General features: G+C 37.7%; 13 protein-coding genes and 1 other annotated feature. Of the genes, 1 reads left to right on the top strand and 12 read right to left on the bottom strand.

The annotated features are described in order from the left end of the window. Nucleotides 1-33: 33 nt before the first annotated feature. From GA0061074_RS05380 to GA0061074_RS05340, 9 genes are all read right to left on the bottom strand, one after another. Nucleotides 34-1,182, bottom strand: coding sequence for a D-alanine--D-alanine ligase family protein (locus tag GA0061074_RS05380; RefSeq protein ID WP_092462608.1), 1,149 nt, complete (start codon nt 1,180-1,182; stop codon nt 34-36). Nucleotides 1,183-1,260: 78 nt separating this feature from the next. Continuing rightward, the gene (locus GA0061074_RS05375; RefSeq protein ID WP_092462606.1) at nt 1,261-2,244 is read right to left on the bottom strand and encodes a DUF2785 domain-containing protein; all 984 of its coding nucleotides are present in this window, start codon (nt 2,242-2,244) and stop codon (nt 1,261-1,263) included. A gap of 189 nt (nt 2,245-2,433) precedes the next feature. After that, nucleotides 2,434-4,269: an APC family permease gene (locus GA0061074_RS05370; protein ID WP_092462604.1), complete on the bottom strand. Its 1,836-nt coding sequence runs from the start codon at nt 4,267-4,269 to the stop codon at nt 2,434-2,436. Nucleotides 4,270-4,472: 203 nt separating this feature from the next. Further along, a complete protein-coding gene (groL, locus tag GA0061074_RS05365; RefSeq protein WP_092462602.1) occupies nt 4,473-6,092 on the bottom strand; it encodes a chaperonin GroEL in 1,620 nt (539 codons plus the stop codon). A gap of 43 nt (nt 6,093-6,135) precedes the next feature. Then, nucleotides 6,136-6,411, bottom strand: coding sequence for a co-chaperone GroES (locus tag GA0061074_RS05360; RefSeq protein WP_042491596.1), 276 nt, complete (start codon nt 6,409-6,411; stop codon nt 6,136-6,138). Between the two features lie 213 nt (nt 6,412-6,624). Next, nucleotides 6,625-8,568 carry an ABC-F family ATP-binding cassette domain-containing protein gene (locus GA0061074_RS05355; RefSeq protein ID WP_092462600.1) on the bottom strand — a complete coding sequence of 648 codons (1,944 nt, stop codon included), beginning with the start codon at nt 8,566-8,568 and terminating at the stop codon, nt 6,625-6,627. An 89-nt stretch (nt 8,569-8,657) separates the two neighbouring features. Continuing rightward, nucleotides 8,658-9,977, bottom strand: coding sequence for a bifunctional folylpolyglutamate synthase/dihydrofolate synthase (locus tag GA0061074_RS05350; RefSeq protein WP_092462598.1), 1,320 nt, complete (start codon nt 9,975-9,977; stop codon nt 8,658-8,660). A gap of 165 nt (nt 9,978-10,142) precedes the next feature. Then, nucleotides 10,143-12,809: a valine--tRNA ligase gene (locus GA0061074_RS05345; RefSeq protein ID WP_092462596.1), complete on the bottom strand. Its 2,667-nt coding sequence runs from the start codon at nt 12,807-12,809 to the stop codon at nt 10,143-10,145. Nucleotides 12,810-12,888: 79 nt separating this feature from the next. Continuing rightward, nucleotides 12,889-13,098 (bottom strand) — a binding site (T-box leader). 56 nt (nt 13,099-13,154) lie between these two features. Beyond that, nucleotides 13,155-13,778: a LysE/ArgO family amino acid transporter gene (locus GA0061074_RS05340; protein ID WP_092462594.1), complete on the bottom strand. Its 624-nt coding sequence runs from the start codon at nt 13,776-13,778 to the stop codon at nt 13,155-13,157. 116 nt (nt 13,779-13,894) lie between these two features. On the opposite strand from GA0061074_RS05340, the gene trhA reads away from it, so the two are divergent. After that, nucleotides 13,895-14,551 (top strand): PAQR family membrane homeostasis protein TrhA, encoded by a 657-nt coding sequence (gene trhA / locus GA0061074_RS05335; RefSeq protein ID WP_092462592.1) that lies wholly within the window; start codon nt 13,895-13,897, stop codon nt 14,549-14,551. A gap of 110 nt (nt 14,552-14,661) precedes the next feature. On the opposite strand, the gene GA0061074_RS05330 is transcribed toward trhA, so the two are convergent. From GA0061074_RS05330 to GA0061074_RS05320, 3 genes are all read right to left on the bottom strand, one after another. Further along, nucleotides 14,662-15,372, bottom strand: coding sequence for a hypothetical protein (locus GA0061074_RS05330; RefSeq protein ID WP_092462590.1), 711 nt, complete (start codon nt 15,370-15,372; stop codon nt 14,662-14,664). Between the two features lie 128 nt (nt 15,373-15,500). Then, nucleotides 15,501-16,382 (bottom strand): hypothetical protein, encoded by an 882-nt coding sequence (locus tag GA0061074_RS05325; protein WP_092462588.1) that lies wholly within the window; start codon nt 16,380-16,382, stop codon nt 15,501-15,503. A gap of 143 nt (nt 16,383-16,525) precedes the next feature. Continuing rightward, complete coding sequence (locus GA0061074_RS05320; protein ID WP_092462586.1) at nt 16,526-16,978, bottom strand: universal stress protein; 453 nt, start codon at nt 16,976-16,978, stop codon at nt 16,526-16,528. Nucleotides 16,979-17,031 lie beyond the last annotated feature (53 nt).

The following is a 17,031-nucleotide window of genomic DNA, read 5'->3' as shown; positions in this document are numbered from 1 at the left end:
ATCTCCAATAGAGACGTGGTTTATTTCACTTTATTATTTTGCTACTTCAGCATTGTATTGCTTTTCACCAACATGTTCTTCGCCAAGTGATACGAAATCATATGATAGTTTGTTTTGACGGTCAAATTCTGCCATACCATATTGAATTAATTCATCAATCAATTTTGTATAACTAATTCCCGAAACTTCCCACATTTGTGGGTACAATGAAATATTAGTAAATCCAGGCAAGGTATTTGGCTCACCCAAATAAGGAACACCATTATTATCAATCATGAAGTCCATACGCGTTAATCCAACAAGTCCCAATGCCTTGTAAGCACGCAAAGCCATATCGGTAATTTCTTCAGCTAATGCATCATCAATTTTTGCAGGTAATTCAAAGACCATACCTGATGCGTCAACGAATTTATTATTGTAATCATACCAGACATCATCTTCTGGCAAAATAATTCCACCCAAACGTGAGGCCCGTGGATTTTCATTACCTAAGATTGAAATAAAGACCTCACGTGGCTTATCCAAACCACCTTCGACTAAGATCTTATAATCATATTGGAATGAATCCTTCAATGCAGCTACATATTCATCAGCATTTGTAACACGTGAAACACCAACTGATGATCCTTGACTAGCAGCCTTAACAAACAAAACATCTGAATTTAGCTTAGTTGTTAATTCATCAAAAGTGTAGTCCTTGTAATTTTGATCAGTTACCAAAACATAATCCGTATTACGTACACCAGCTTGATTTAGAATACGCTTCGTCAAATCTTTATCAAATGACATAGCTGATGCTGCGATACCAGGTCCCAAGTAAGGCTTCTTTAACAAACGGAACAAAGCTTGCAAAGTACCATCTTCACCCAAATTACCGTGAACAACTGGGTAGAAGAAATCAATCTTGCTCATTTCACCCAAAGCCGCAACTGGTGCTAACGGATTAGACATATCCATCTTTTCCTTAGCTGCTGCAACGATTGTATCCTCATCTTCCCCTTCAAAGACACGCCATGAATCCTTTGAGTTAATCATGATACCGTCTTTTGAAATCAAAAATACAGTAACGTCATACTTCTCTTTGTCCATAGCATCATAGATGTTATGTGCTGATCGTTTTGAAACGTCGTGCTCAGATGAGTTTCCACCAAACAACATTGCGATATTTAATTTTTCTGACATATTGGTTCTCCCCTTGACTGTCAAACTGATTTTATCTAGAAACCTAAGTATAACATACAATTCCTATTTATGGGACTTTTATAGTAAAAAGTTCCGTGACTCATTTAAATAATCCAAAATTTCCTTTGGTAGGTTTTCACGCATCATTAATCCTTGTAAAAATCTTTGCTGATTATACAAACGATGCCAAGCACCTTCCGACTCCGGTTGTATTTGACGTGTCATCTCTTGCCGCCATTGTTTTAATTGTTGTAAAAAGTATTTTGCATATAATTCATTCTTATTAACTAAATCCGTAATGACCCCAATTATACGGCGATTTTCACCCATAATCAGCGGTGTGTCTAAGCGCTTTAATTTTTCAATCAAAATGGTTAACAAAAATATTTTATCAGCACGCTGCACATTATTATCATGCGTAAATTCTGACATTAAATTACCAATGTGCATGAAAGCATGTGCCCATCCTTTATCACCAACAAAGCCACGTGTATCACGTTCTAACGCCATGTATGTCGCAAAGTTAAGCAATAAATCTTGATTAACTTCATCACTGATAAACTTCTTAGAACCCTTACGATTGGCGTACCGTAACATAGACAGTACAAATACTGCAAACGAACGGTAAAATACACCATCATTGTCTAATTCATCAATATGGCTAAATAAAACATTATCTTGTAATAAGCATCGCACCATCAAAAATAATTGGTTTGTATCAAAAACACCATTTTGCAGACCATCACTAATAAAAAAGAAAGCGCCTTTATCACGTAACGTCGGATCAGTTTGACGCAAACTGCTTAACAAATCCAAAACATCTTGATTGCTAACTTTAACAGACTGACCAGCGTACATCGTTTGTTGCCATTCTAAAATACGCTGTTTAATATCTTGCGCTTGTTCATCAGGCAATTGTATAACCTTCGTTGGCTCGTCATAATCAAATTGATCAATCAACCGACCAACTTGACTACCTAATGAATTTAATAATTTGCCATCATAGACTTGATCACGAAGACTCTTTAATTCTTCACGAACATCGTCAATCATATATTCCATTCTTTGACGCCTTTCTTTATTATTGTCTAATTTAGGTTACCACAACCGTTAAAAATAAAAAACACACTAATGACTATAAAGGCTAACTAATTTCAAATCTTTTCAGAACAATAAAAAAGCGTCTACTGCTATATCAGCAGCAAACGCCTTTATTTTATAATTTTTTTATTAACACCTATTTACTCTATACTACTCTTTCAAATGGAAGTAATAGGTTGAAACGGTCACATCACGCGATGCCAATGCAACTCTAATTTTATTACTATTTTGATTGTGTAATGCATTTTGCCATCCATGATGTGGCACAAACTGCGGAATTAAAATTGTCAAAGAATGATTACGAGCTGTCGTTGCCTTAGCAATTTCATCAACAAAGCGCACTGCCGGCTTCGTGATAGAACGATATGAAGAATGAATATCGACATATCGAACATCTGGGAATTCACGTTTAAATTCGACACCTAAACGATGCTCTTTTTGTGGATTTGAATCAAACGAAACGTGCATTGCTAATACCTTATCACCAATTGACTTCGCATAGTCAACGGCATCTGCAGTAGCACGTGTCAAATTAGAAACAAGTACAATGACCGTAGCACCATCATAACGACTCCGCCGGATTGGTTCTTGTGACAATATTTTCAATTGTTTAGCAACTAAACGATAATGACGATTAATAACCCAGAACATACGTAACACGATTGGCATAATAATCAAATATGGCCATACAGATGAAAAATGCAGTACAAACAAGATAACCACCAAAAGTGCTGATAATAAGGCACCTACTAAATTAATAATCGCCTTACCATACCAAAAGCTACCACGTTCACGCCACCAATGAATAATCATCCCCGATTGCGATAAGGTAAACGGTACAAACACACATACCGCATATAACGGAATCAAGGCTGCCGTTGATCCTTGGAAAATAGCTAACAATACAATGGCGCCAAACGCTAATGAGATAATACCTTTAGAAAATCCCAAACGGTCACCTTTATCCATATAGCTATGCGGCATAAACTTATCTTTTGCTAAGTTAAAAGCCAATTGTGGGAATGCAGAAAATCCTGTATTAGCTGCAACGGCTAAAATTGCTGCGGTTGCAATTTGTAGGACATAGAACAAAATACCATGACCAAATACTTGCTGACCAATTTGTGCCAATACCGTTAAGTTAGCTGCAGGTTTGATACCATAAGCAAATGATAACCCAGTTACACCAACTAGTAAGAACATTAAGATTAATGCCATTATTAACAATGTTGTTGCTGCATTTTTTGCTTTAGGTTCTTTAAAATTAGGCACTGCATTTGAAATTGCCTCCACACCCGTCAATGACGATGATCCACTAGAAAAAGCTTTTAAGAACAACAACAATGAAACACTACCAGTTGCAAGATGACTATTTGTTGTTGGTTGATATTGGACATTTCCTGTCAAAATATTAACAAATCCCCAAACAATCATAATAACCATTATCAAAATAAATAAATAAACTGGCACCATCAAAACGCCTGCCGATTCACGTATACCACGTAAATTAAGACCTGTTAACGCTAAAATAATAACAATGCCGATGGCAACATTATAAGGATGTAATGCCGGTATGGCAGAAATGATAGCTTCTGTTCCAGAAGCAACAGATACTGCAACCGTCAACATATAGTCAACTAGTAAGGATCCACCTGCAACTAAACCAGCATTGCGACCCCAATTTGTGGAAGTAACAAGGTACGCACCACCACCAGCAGGATACTCGTGAATAATTTGCCGATACGACAACGTAATTGCCGCCAACAAAATTAAAACCAAACCAACAATTGGTAACTGTAACCATAAAGTGGCAGCACCTCCTGCAACCATTAACACTGTGATAATTTGCTCTGTTCCATACGCAACAGATGACAAAGCATCTGATGATAACAAAGCCAACGCCTTTGTCCGGCTAAGGTGCCGGGCATCTTCATCCAAAGTTTTTAACGGTTTACCAATTAAAAACCGCTTCAATAAAGGCCACATCTTCCTGCTCCTAAATAAAGTTAATTGTATAAATTATTTTAATATTACTCTTTATACAAGGACTCATTGTAGTGCTCAATTTCTCAATTGTCTATCTTTTTATTTTTCTTTTTTGTTACATTAATAAAAAGTCTGTTCACGCAAAAAAGTCGTTGTGACAAAAGAAGATGTCACAACGACTTTTTGTTACTTTTTCATGATGACTACATCATACCAGGCATACCACCTTGGGCAGGCATTTGGGCAGCTGAATCATCCTTTTGATCAGCGATAACTGCTTCAGTTGTCAACAACAAAGCTGAGACGGAAGCTGCATTTTGCAAAGCTGAACGTGTTACCTTAGTTGGATCCACAATACCAGCTTGAATCATATCAGTCCATTCACCAGTAGCTGCATTATATCCGACACCAACTTCTTCATTCTTTAATTGGTTAACGATAACAGAACCTTCAACCCCAGCATTTTCTGCAATTTGGCGTACTGGTTCTTCTAATGCGCGCTTAACAATGTTGATACCAGTTTGAACATCGCCTTCTTCGCTCAATGCTGCAACGGCTGGAATTACGTTAACAAGGGCAGTTCCACCACCTGAAACAAATCCTTCTTCAACAGCGGCACGAGTTGCGTTCAAAGCATCTTCAATACGGTACTTACGCTCTTTTAGCTCAGTTTCAGTAGCAGCACCAACGTTAATAACAGCAACACCACCAGCTAATTTAGCTAGACGCTCTTGTAACTTTTCACGATCAAAGTCAGACGTTGTCTCTGCAATTTGACCCTTAATCAAGTCAACACGTTCCTTGATTGCTGCTGAGTCGCCGTTTCCTTCAACAATTGTTGTGTTATCCTTCGTTACAGTAACCTTAGCAGACTGTCCAAGTTGATCAATTGTCATATCCTTCAAACTCAAACCAAGTTCGTCAGTAATAACAGTACCACCTGTCAAAACAGCGATGTCTTCTAGTTGTGCCTTACGACGATCACCAAAGCCAGGAGCCTTAACAGCAACAACGTTAAATGTACCACGCATCTTGTTCAAAACAAGTGTTGGCAAGGCTTCACCAGTAATATCATCAGCAATAATCAACAAGGCACGTCCTTGTTCTACAACACTTTGTAGCACAGGTAGAATCTCTTGAATATTGCTAATCTTCTTATCCGTAATTAAGATGTAAGGATTATCCAATGAAGCTTCCATCTTATCATTATCGGTTACCATGTATTGTGACATGTAACCACGGTCAAATTGCATTCCTTCAACAACATCCAAAGTTGTTTCGATACCCTTTGACTCTTCAATGGTAATAACACCATCGTTACCGACCTTTTCCATAGCTTCAGCAATCAACTTACCAACTTCTGGATTAGCAGCTGAAATTGAAGCGATTTGTGTAATCTCTTCCTTGGTAGAAACTGTCTTTGACATATCATGTAATGCCTTAACAGCAGCTTCCGTTGCCAACTCAATTCCATGACGAACACCAACTGGATTTGCACCAGCTGTAACGTTCTTCATACCTTCATTAATGATTGATTGTGCTAGAACAGTCGCAGTGGTTGTACCATCACCTGCGATGTCATTAGTCTTTGAAGCAACTTCAGCAACTAATTTAGCACCCATATCTTCAAAATGATCTGACAATTCAACAGCCTTAGCAATGGTTACACCGTCATTTGTAATAGTTGGTGCACCGTAACTTTGCTCAATAACAACATTACGTCCCTTAGGACCAATAGTTGTCTTTACTGTATCGGCAAGCTTATCAACACCTGCTTGCATTTTTGCACGTGCATCTTCTGAAAATTCAATATCTTTTGCCATAATTTGTTACCCTCTATATTCTATTAAGTATTAATTATTTAAATTACAAAACCGCCACGATATCTTTTTCGTGAACAACTAAATAATCGACCCCATCGATACTAATTTCTGCGCCTGCATACTTATCAAAGATGACTTGATCACCTTCTTTAACTGCAACGGGTGCTGTTAAATCACCAACCGTTTGCGTAGAAACAGCAACAACTTTTCCTGTAACTGACTTTTCTTGTGCATTAGAAGCTAATAAAATTCCCCCAACTGATTGCTCAGGTGCTTCTGATACTTGCAATACAACACGATCTCCTAATGGTTTCAACATGTTATCTGACCTCCACAGGTTATATTTTTTATTTATTTTAGCACTCTATATATTTAAGTGCTAATCGACACTATTAATAATAACACACTCTACTTTTTTTGCAACTCCTCTAAATACATTTATTTAGTTAATATATTTCAATTAGATAAATAAAAAAGTCAGTCATTACGGTAGTTCTCCGCAATAACTGACTAACACTATTTAATCAAATATTTAATTTTCGTCTAAAAACTCTTCCAACGCCATGCTAGCTTCAGTCCATTGATCTTCAATTTCTTGTAATTGACTATCCAACTCAGCAACTTTTTCTGATAATTCATTTAACTTTTGTAAATCAGTACCATTCTGAGGATCATTCAATGCCTCATTAACCTCATCACGTTCATCAGAAATCGTTGTCATTTGTGTTTCTAATGCAGCAACAGCTCGTTCTAAACGGCGTTGTTCACGTTGCAATTCTTTTTGCTCAGCTCTTGATAATGTCTTAGCGCTAACCGTCTCTGATGTGGTTTCTGCAATGTTTGTCTTTGGTTCATCCACTTCATCCGCTGTTTTCTCAAGATAATAGTCATAATCACCATCAAAAAAGCGTGTGCCATTAGGTGATAATTCAACCACCTCAGTTGCCACTTCATTAATAAAGTAACGATCATGTGATACAAAGAAAATCGTACCATTATATTCATTTAAGGCCGTTTCCAAAACTTCACGCGAATCAATATCCAAGTGATTAGTAGGCTCATCCAAAATCAAAAAATTGGCATGTTCTAATGCTAACTTCGTTAATAGTAGTCGTGCGCGTTCACCACCTGAGAGTGCTGAAACTAATTTTTCAACAGCCTCACCAGAAAACATAAATGACCCCAAAATTGAACGAACATCTTTTTCCGGCATTGTCGGATGCTCATCCCAAATTGTATCAATCACAGAACGTTTATTATCTAACGTTTGTTGCTCTTGATCATAGTAACCTACCGTCACATTAGCACCCAATTTCACCTGTCCAGCTAACAGTGGTAGTTTACCTAAAATTGTTTTTATCAAAGTTGACTTTCCAATTCCATTTGGTCCAACCAAAGCAACCGCATGTTGTTTATCAACATCAATATTAACGTTTTCAGCCAATACATGGGTCACGTCATAACCTAATTTAACATCATTAACACGTAATACTTCATTACCGGAATCTTCATCAGCTTTAAACTGAATTCTAGCTACACCTGATTCATTTTTTGGTGCCTCAATACGTGTCATGCGCTCTAATTGCTTACGTCTTGATTGCGCACGTTTTGTTGTTGATGCACGCACAATATTTCTTTTAACGAAATCTTCTAATTTCGCAATCTCTTCTTGCTGCTTGTCGTAGGCTTTTTGTTCTTGCATCACTTTAGCAGCCTTTTGTTTCATGAATTCACTATAATTTCCCTTATAGTGGTCCAACTGACCTGAATGCATATCATATACTTCCGTCACAACACGATCTAAGAAATAACGATCGTGGGAAACAATTAACAACGCACCCTGGTAATTTTTCAAATATTGTTCTAGCCAAGCCAAAGTTTGCATATCCAAATGATTAGTAGGCTCATCTAAGATTAACAAATCTGGTGTCTCTAATAACTGCTTTGCGATTGCCAAACGCGTACGTTGGCCACCTGATAGTGCCGCAATTTTTTGATCATAAAATGATTCATCAAACCCAAACCCATGCAAAACTGAACGAATTGTCGCATCATAACCATAACCATTTTTTTCATCAAAATCATGCTGTGCTTGGTCATAAGCTGCCAATAATTCAGTATATGCATCACTCGTATAGTCAGTCGTAGTTGCGATTTGGTTTTCCATTTGGCGTAACCGCTTTTCCAACGCAATAACATCATCAAACGCTGTTAACATCTCATTGTAAACTGATAAATCAGAATCCAAGCCGGAATTTTGAGCTAGATAAGCCATCCGAATGCCTTTTTTCATCGAAACTTCACCCTCATCCGGTGTCGTCTCACCAATCAACATTTTCAACAACGTTGATTTTCCCGCTCCATTACGGCCCACCAAACCAACACGAGCCTTACTTTGAATCTGCATTGAAATATTATCAAAGAACGTCACACCGTTAAAACGACGTGCAACATTACTTGCTTGCAAAATAATCATCTTTTATTACTCCATTTTAACTGAATTATTCAGCCGTCTTATTACTATTATTTTTATATACTTTATAAAGTACAACAAATCCCCCACTTTTAATCTGATAACACCAAATTTTGTCGCACTTCAGAAACAAAATATAATGACCCAGTTAGCAAAATTAAATCATTAGATTGCATTTGTGATTTTACTTCTGCCAAACCGCTCTGCCAATCTTCATGAACTGATACAACATGTGTTTTAACTTGTTGAGCAGCTTGTGCGGGATTAAGTGGTTGTCGATTATTGGGACCTTGAAAACCTACAGCATGCAAATCAGCATTTGGTAAGTCCGCTAATAATTGTAACATTTTTGCATAATTTTTATCTTGTAACGCCCCAAACAAGATATGAACTGTTCGCGTACTAAAATGCGCCCGAATCGTTTCGACTAATGCTTGCACGCCAGGTTCATTGTGTGCGCCATCTAAAACAATCAATGGTTGTTCACTAACTTTTTCGAAACGCACAGGCCAGGTAACTGTCTTTAATGCTGCGTTAACGGCATCGTTGGTTAACGTTATCCCAAAATAATCACATACAATTTGCGCAGTTTGTAGCGCAACGGCTGCATTATCAATTTGATATTGTCCCATTAAATCAACAAAAACACTTGCATAATTAATCGACCCAGTCACTGCGAAAATTTCACCCCATGCATGGTTATTCTGCAGAGAAGTTACTTCAAATTGCTCACCTAAGCGATAAATAGATGATCCCATCGCATTTGCAACAACATCGATCACTTCATTAGCCGACTGTGGTAAACGTCCGACTACAACTGGTCGTTGCTTTTGAATAATACCAGCTTTCTGTGTGGCAATTTTCGCCAACGTATTCCCCAACACCTGCATATGATCAAGACCCACAGTTGTTATCACTGAAACAATTTTATCAGGAATAATGGTAGTTGAATCCCAAGTACCACCAACACCAACTTCCAAAACAACAACATCAACTGGATGCTTAGCAAAGTACAGAAACATCAACACTGTTAACGTTTCGAATTCAGTTAACCCACTTGGTAAGATGTTATCTAATTTATCCACGATAGGTGCTAACTCTTGCATTATCGCTACCAAATCAGCATCTGAAATATTGCCATTATCATCTTGAATACGTTCATTAAATTTTAAAATATAGGGTGATGTAAACAAACCAACGCGTAACCCACTTTTTCTAAGCAATTGCGCCACCATTTTACTAGTTGAACCCTTACCATTTGTACCAGTAATGTGAACATACTTTGATTTTTGTTCTGGATGCCCTAATAAATCCAAAATTTTATTTAAACGATTAAAAGTTGGCGTTTTTGTCCACTTATGACGACCATGAATATACGCAATTGCTTGAGCTGCTGTAGTTATCTCTGTCATGTCTACCCTCATTTTATCCTATAAAAAACAAAAGCGCCTTCTACAAAGTAGACGGCGCTCCTGTTTGTGTAATTTACTAAATTGTAACGACGAACAGCTTAAATTCGTGATTCACAATACATTTAATTGTACACGTAAATAATCATTATCGCAAGTGATTTTTTACTATGCTTGTGCATCCTGTAATTGTGCTAAACGATTTTGAGTTGCTTGTAGTTTGTTTTCCCAATCTGCCAACTTCTCACGCTCTGCAGCAACGACTGCTTCAGGTGCGTTGTTAACAAACTTTTCATTACCTAATTTACCATTAGCACGTTTTACTTCACCCTGGAATTTCTTAATTTCATCTTGCAAACGCGCAATTTCATCATCCAAATCAATCAATTCAGCAAGTGGCACATAGATTTCAGCTCCAGAAATAATTTGTGTCATTGCCAAATCAGGCGCTTGAATATCAGCAGCAATTTGCAAATCCTTTGGCTTTACAAAACGGTTAATGTAATCAATATTTTCTTTAAAGATACGTTGTAAGTTCTCATCACTTGTCTTAATCAAAACATCAATCGTCGTTGACATTGGTGCATTAGCTTCCGTACGAATAGTTCGAACTGCTTTAATCAAGTCTACTAGACTGTTGAAATCAACTTCAGCTTGCTCATCATTCAAGTCTGCATTAACCGTTGGATAAGCAGCTGTAACAATTGACTCTCCTTCATGTGGCATCTCTTGCCAAATAGCTTCAGTCACAAATGGCATGATTGGGTGCAATAGGCGTAGTGTGTTATCTAATACATAGGCCAAAATTGCTTGCACTGTTTTTTGTGCAGCTTCATCATCACCATTCAAAGTTTCCTTAGTCATCTCAATGTACCAGTCAGCAAAATCATTCCAAATGAAATTATAAAGTGCACGACCGGCTTCACCAAATTCAAACTTGTCAAAGTTCTTCGTTACAGTAGCGATGGTCTCATTCAAGCGTGACAAAATCCACTTATCAGCTAATGAGAAACTATCTTTATCTGCTGGTAATTCAGCCTTAGTATCATCTGCCAAATTCATCAAAACGTAACGTGATGCATTCCAAATTTTGTTAATAAAATTCCATGCTGAATCCATCTTTGTATAAGAGAAACGCACATCTTGTCCAGGTGTTGAACCAGTTGCTAAGAACCAGCGCAATGCATCTGCACCATACTTTTCAATAACGTCCATTGGGTCAATACCGTTACCCAATGACTTTGACATCTTACGTCCTTGTTCGTCACGAATCAAACCATGAATCAAGACATTCTTAAATGGACGACGACCCGTAAATTCTTTAGATTGGAACATCATACGTGCAACCCAGAAGAAGATAATGTCATAACCTGTTACCAACGTATTAGTTGGGAAGTAACGCTTAAAGTCTTCTGCATCTGTATCTGGCCAACCCATCGTTGAAAATGGCCACAAAGCTGATGAGAACCATGTATCTAGCACATCTTCATCTTGCGTCCAGTTTTCAATATCTTCAGGTGCTTCCATACCAACATACATTTCACCCGTTTCTTTGTGATACCATGCTGGAATTTGGTGTCCCCACCATAATTGACGTGAAATAACCCAATCATGAATATCATCCATCCAACGTGTGAAAGTACCTTCAAAACGTGGTGGGTAAAAGTCAACACGATCATCTGACTTTTGCATATCAAGAGCTTGTTCAGCCAATGGCTTCATCTTAACGAACCATTGTGTTGATAAGCGAGACTCAACCTGTACACCTGTACGTTCTGAGTGACCAACGGCGTGCACAATTGGTTCAACCGACAACATCCAGCCACCAGCTTCAAGATCAGCAACGATTGCTTTACGTGCATCAAAACGGTCCATACCCACGTACTTGCCCGCACGCTCATTCATCGATGCATCTTCATTCATCGTATTGATACGTTCCAAGTCATGACGATTACCGACACCAAAATCATTAGGATCATGGGCTGGTGTAATTTTAACCATTCCAGAACCAAATTCAGGATCAACATATTCATCAGCAATAATTGGTACTTCACGATTTACCAATGGTACCAAAACCTTTTTACCAACTAATGCTTTATAACGCTCATCTGAAGGGTGCACAGCAACAGCAACATCCCCAAACATCGTTTCAGGACGTGTCGTTGCGATTTCAATATAGTGCTTACCTTCATAAGTTACATCATCATCTACAAATGGGTATTGTACGTGATAGAAAGCTCCTTCATCATCTTGGTGAATAACCTCGATATCAGACAAAGCTGTACGTGCTTTAGGATCCCAATTAATGATGTATTCACCACGGTAAATCAAGCCTTTTTCATATAAAGTCACGAAAACCTTACGAACTGCTTGTGACAAACCGTCATCCAATGTAAAGCGTTCACGATCATAATCTAGTGAAAGTCCTAGTTTACCCCATTGTGCTTTAATTGTGGCAGCATATTCATTTTTCCAGTCCCAGACCTGATCAACAAACTTTTCACGACCTAGGTCATAGCGTGAAACGCCTTCTTCTGCCAAACGTTGTTCAACCTTAGCTTGCGTTGCAATACCAGCATGGTCCATACCAGGCAACCACAAAGTATCAAATCCTTGCATTCGCTTTTGACGAATTAACATATCTTGCAAAGTCGTATCCCAAGCGTGTCCCAAATGTAACTTACCAGTAACGTTTGGTGGTGGAATTACGATTGAATAAGGACGTGCCTTTTTATTTTCTGATGGCTTAAAACGCTTTTCTTGCACCCATTTATCATAACGACCTGCTTCAACGGCAGTTGGGTTGTACTTACCAGGCATATCAATTTCTCGCATAACCTTAACTCCTTATTTTTTACTACTCTTTATCAGCTTTTAGACAATAAAAAAGCCCCAACCATACAATTATCTGTATGATCAGGGCGACATTATCGCGGTACCACCTGAATTAGAGTTTATTTCTCTATCTCATTCTGACTTAACGCGCCAAAACGTTACCAACTACTTAATTTCACTGGTAAAGCCCACTAGTTACCTTCCAAGTAGATTTAATCAAAATCTTCCACCAAAATGATTTTGTCGCTGATAATAATGCTACTCGTACTCTCTAGTACATTGCTATGAAAGCAATTTTACAATGTTAATTGCTAAAAATCAAGACTTAGTTGCATATACAACCAGTTATGGCACCAATTCTATAATGGCTTGAATTAAGAGATAAGTACCATATCCCAACACGATGATTCCTGACAAAATGTTAACCCAGACCAAAACCTTTTTAGGCAAGCGTTCCTTCAAAATGTTCATCACAATTGTAATGGTATTAAACCAAATAAAAGTTGCCGTAATCACACCAATAATAAATGGCCAGACCTGTACCTGCTCTAACGTTCCTCGTAATGCACCTAGCAATAAACTTCCATCAATTAAGGCTTGTGGATTTGCCCAAGAGACAATAAAAGCTGTAATAAATGCTTGTTTAACTGGTAAGTTATTTCCGGTTGTATTTAATTGTACATTATTAGCACTTCGCAAAATGCCCCAACCGATCCAAATGACCAAGCCTCCACCAACTAACATAACTAATAATCTTAACCAAGTCACTGAACTAATAATAGCACCCATACCAAAAAAAGCTGCTAATGAAAATAATGAATCAGCAATCCACACAAACAGCACGTAAATTAACGAACGTTTAAATGAATTCGTTAATGCATTATTAAATACATATAAATTTTGCATACCAATTGGGGCGACGAAGGCAAAGCCAATCATCATGCCCTTTATCAATGTTCCTAAAACCATATTACCCTCTTTTTATTTCTTTAACTAATTAATCTAGTTTACAAAACTAGATTAATTAGTTATTATAATCATAACCTATTAAAACTATTATTTAAATCAACATTTAGGAGGTTTCTATGCCTACTCTAACTAATGAAAATCGCCGCTATTTAATTACGTACGAAACTTTAAACGCCGTCACCCATGGTCTTGGCGTTGTCGCTGCCATTATCGGGGCCACTATCTTAATTGTCAATAGCATAAAGCACGGTTTTTCTAGTTTCGCAATTATCGCTCTATCAATCTATGCGTTATCAATTATTAGCTTTTTACTAGCTTCAACCCTATTTCACGCTTTAATATTTACCAAAGCCGGTAAAATATTACAATTCCTAGATCACTATGGTATCTACCTTGTCATTCTTGGTAGCTATACACCTTATACCTGGCTATTTTTAGAGCCAAAAATCGGTTGGCCAATTTGGGGTACCATTCTATTATGCACCATTTTGGGATTTATTTATGATACCTTTTGCGTTGGCCGTTGGCCTTGGATTTCCGTAATCATCTATGTCTTAATGGGCTGGTTTATTATCCTAGCACTACCAGCATTATATGCGACTTTATCACCAGTAGCATTTTATCTACTACTGGCTGGTGGTATTACTTACACCGTTGGTTCACTGTTGTATCTCATGCCAAAGCTACCATTAAATCATGTTTACTGGCATCTATTCGTTCTTCTTGGTGCAACATTGATGTACCTATCAATTTATAACACGCTGTTTATTTGATTATTTATTTCAATAAAAATCATTCCAAAAACTAAGGGACCGTTAATCTACCATGTAAGTGGTTGGATTAACGGTCCCTTTTTATAATCGATAATTATTGCTTTTTATTGTTAATTTTTAACAATGCCGGATTGTACCCACTTATTAAATGCATCATCAGTAGTTTTACCTAGTCCACCTTGTTGATGATTTTTATAATCATTCTTTTGGCGTTGCGTTAAAGCATCCCAAGCTGAACCACCGATAGCATAATGATCGGCACTAAGCAGCACATCTTTTATTGCTGCATCATCAGCAAGTTTTGCCCCATTTGCTAATTGATCTTTGTCCCATTTAGCAGCAACTGCGTACTCTAACCCATCTTCAAGTTTTACTTGACGAGCGGTTGTAACGGACTCACTACCATTCTTAGCAGCTGCCTTAACAATTGCAATCGTCGCCTTAGCGTAAGCTGCCATAAATTCATCAAGTGTTTTAGTACCATCGTCTTCAAAAACAACCTGAATCGTTTTATTATCTTGTTTTACAGAAGCAATCTTAGGTGCGTCAATTTGATTTTTCAATAACGCCTTGATATCCAAAGCTTGCTCATCTTTGGTAGTGCTCGATATCTTGTTCATATCTGTCGTTGACTTAGCGGCTTTTTTATTAGACTTATTCGTCTTATCTTTTTTCACAGTACTTTCCACATGTTCCGAAGAAGCAGCGGCTACTGCCTCTTTATTTTGATGTGAAGAACTATTAAAAACGATTGCAAAAATTGCAACCACTGCTGCAACTACCATAATTCCTATGATCATTGTAACTTGTCGTTTGTGCATTATGATTTACCTTTCCATTCCTTAAACCATAATATTTTATCACAAATTATTACTACTTTTTTGATACCATGTCACAGTTAGATTAACAATACTACTGTTTTGTTAAAACTGCTACTATTTTTGTAACATTATCCTTTACAGCCAAAGAGGCGTGCGAAGAATCCGCGAATACCACTACGCTTACGACGCTTTGTGCGTGATTCCGGCAGCTCTGGTACAGGATCAACACTTTCAGTCTTATCTGCTTTAGTTACTAAATCAGCTTTGTCAGTATCTACTGACGTTACTGCCTCAGCCTGACTGTTACCTGCAGCTGTATCAACAACCGTTTCATTTTCTAAAACTGGTGTGGTTGTCATTTCCTTAGTTTCACTTAACTTCGTTTCATTAGTACTAGTACGCTTCAATTGTGCCGGTTGTTCAGGTTGCTTAACTTCTTCTTTACGGATATACTCAGCAATCATTTCATCCGTTAAAGCAGGCATAGCCAATGTTTTTGAAGTGACACCTAAACCAACAATTGTTCTTCCTGTCTTACCCGTCTCATTGCTAGTGGCATGCACTTCTATTTGGCTTGGCACGATTTCATCAGGTAACACCAATTCAAACTCTAAGTTTTTATCAACTGGCAATGAAATCACATGTTCATCCCCAACAAAATGTACTGAAACAGACACGTCAGCTTGGTTAACTTGACCTTCCAACAGACGTTGTCCATTTTGTGTTGAAATAACAGCGGTGATAACCGGTGCTGGTTGTTCAATCACTAATGTTAATGATTCCTTTTTTGTATGATCTGGTGATTCGGCTTCAATAGTTACTTCACCACCATTATTTGTTGGCACCTTGGCTAAGAAACTTCCTGATTCATCAGAAGTAACCGTCTCAAATTTCCCACTCGCATACTTCATGGTAATCACAACATCAGCTGTGGTCACGTGACCAATTACAGTCGTCCCCAAACTATTTGCTAATGTCGATGCTACCAAATTTAGTTTTGACTCACTCATATTGCAATCTCCATTCTTTAACTGTCGATATTAAGATTATTGTAACAGAAAATAACAGTAACTTAAAATAATTACACGTCTACCAAAAAAGAGACCTGATAAGTATATCAAATCTCTTTCAGCTTAATTTATCTATAAATCTTTTATGAACGAACAATCAAAGTGTCGACCTTAGAAACACGAGTTACATACTCAGTAACAGAACCAATCAACAAACGCTCAATTGCGTTCAAACCAGTTGCCCCAATCATAATCAAGTCACTACCATACTTACTTGGTGCTTGTTGTGCAATGACACTCTTTGGTGAACCATATTCGATTGCGTAATCAACGTTTTCAATTCCAGCTGACTTAGCTTGCTCTAAATACTTTTCCAAAGTCTTCTTAGCAGTGTCAGCAACTTGTTCAACCATAGTTGTCCTAAAATCAGTCACACTTTGGAATGAACGTGTGTCAATAACATGTAGAATTTGCAACTTTGCATCAGGACCATTTTGACGAGTAACCTTAATCGCACGCTCTAGTGCTGCCTCGGCCTCCTTCGATCCATCCACTGGTACCAAAATGTTCTTATAATTTACTTTTACATCAGCCATAACAGTTCCCCCTGTCTATTCGACGATATATGCACTTTTTACTACACCTTTAT

This window comes from Weissella bombi, assembly GCF_900094835.1.
Classification (GTDB): domain Bacteria; phylum Bacillota; class Bacilli; order Lactobacillales; family Lactobacillaceae; genus Weissella; species Weissella bombi.
The sequence above is the reverse complement of the archived record's forward strand: the minus strand, read 5'-3'. Positions and strand labels throughout refer to the sequence as shown.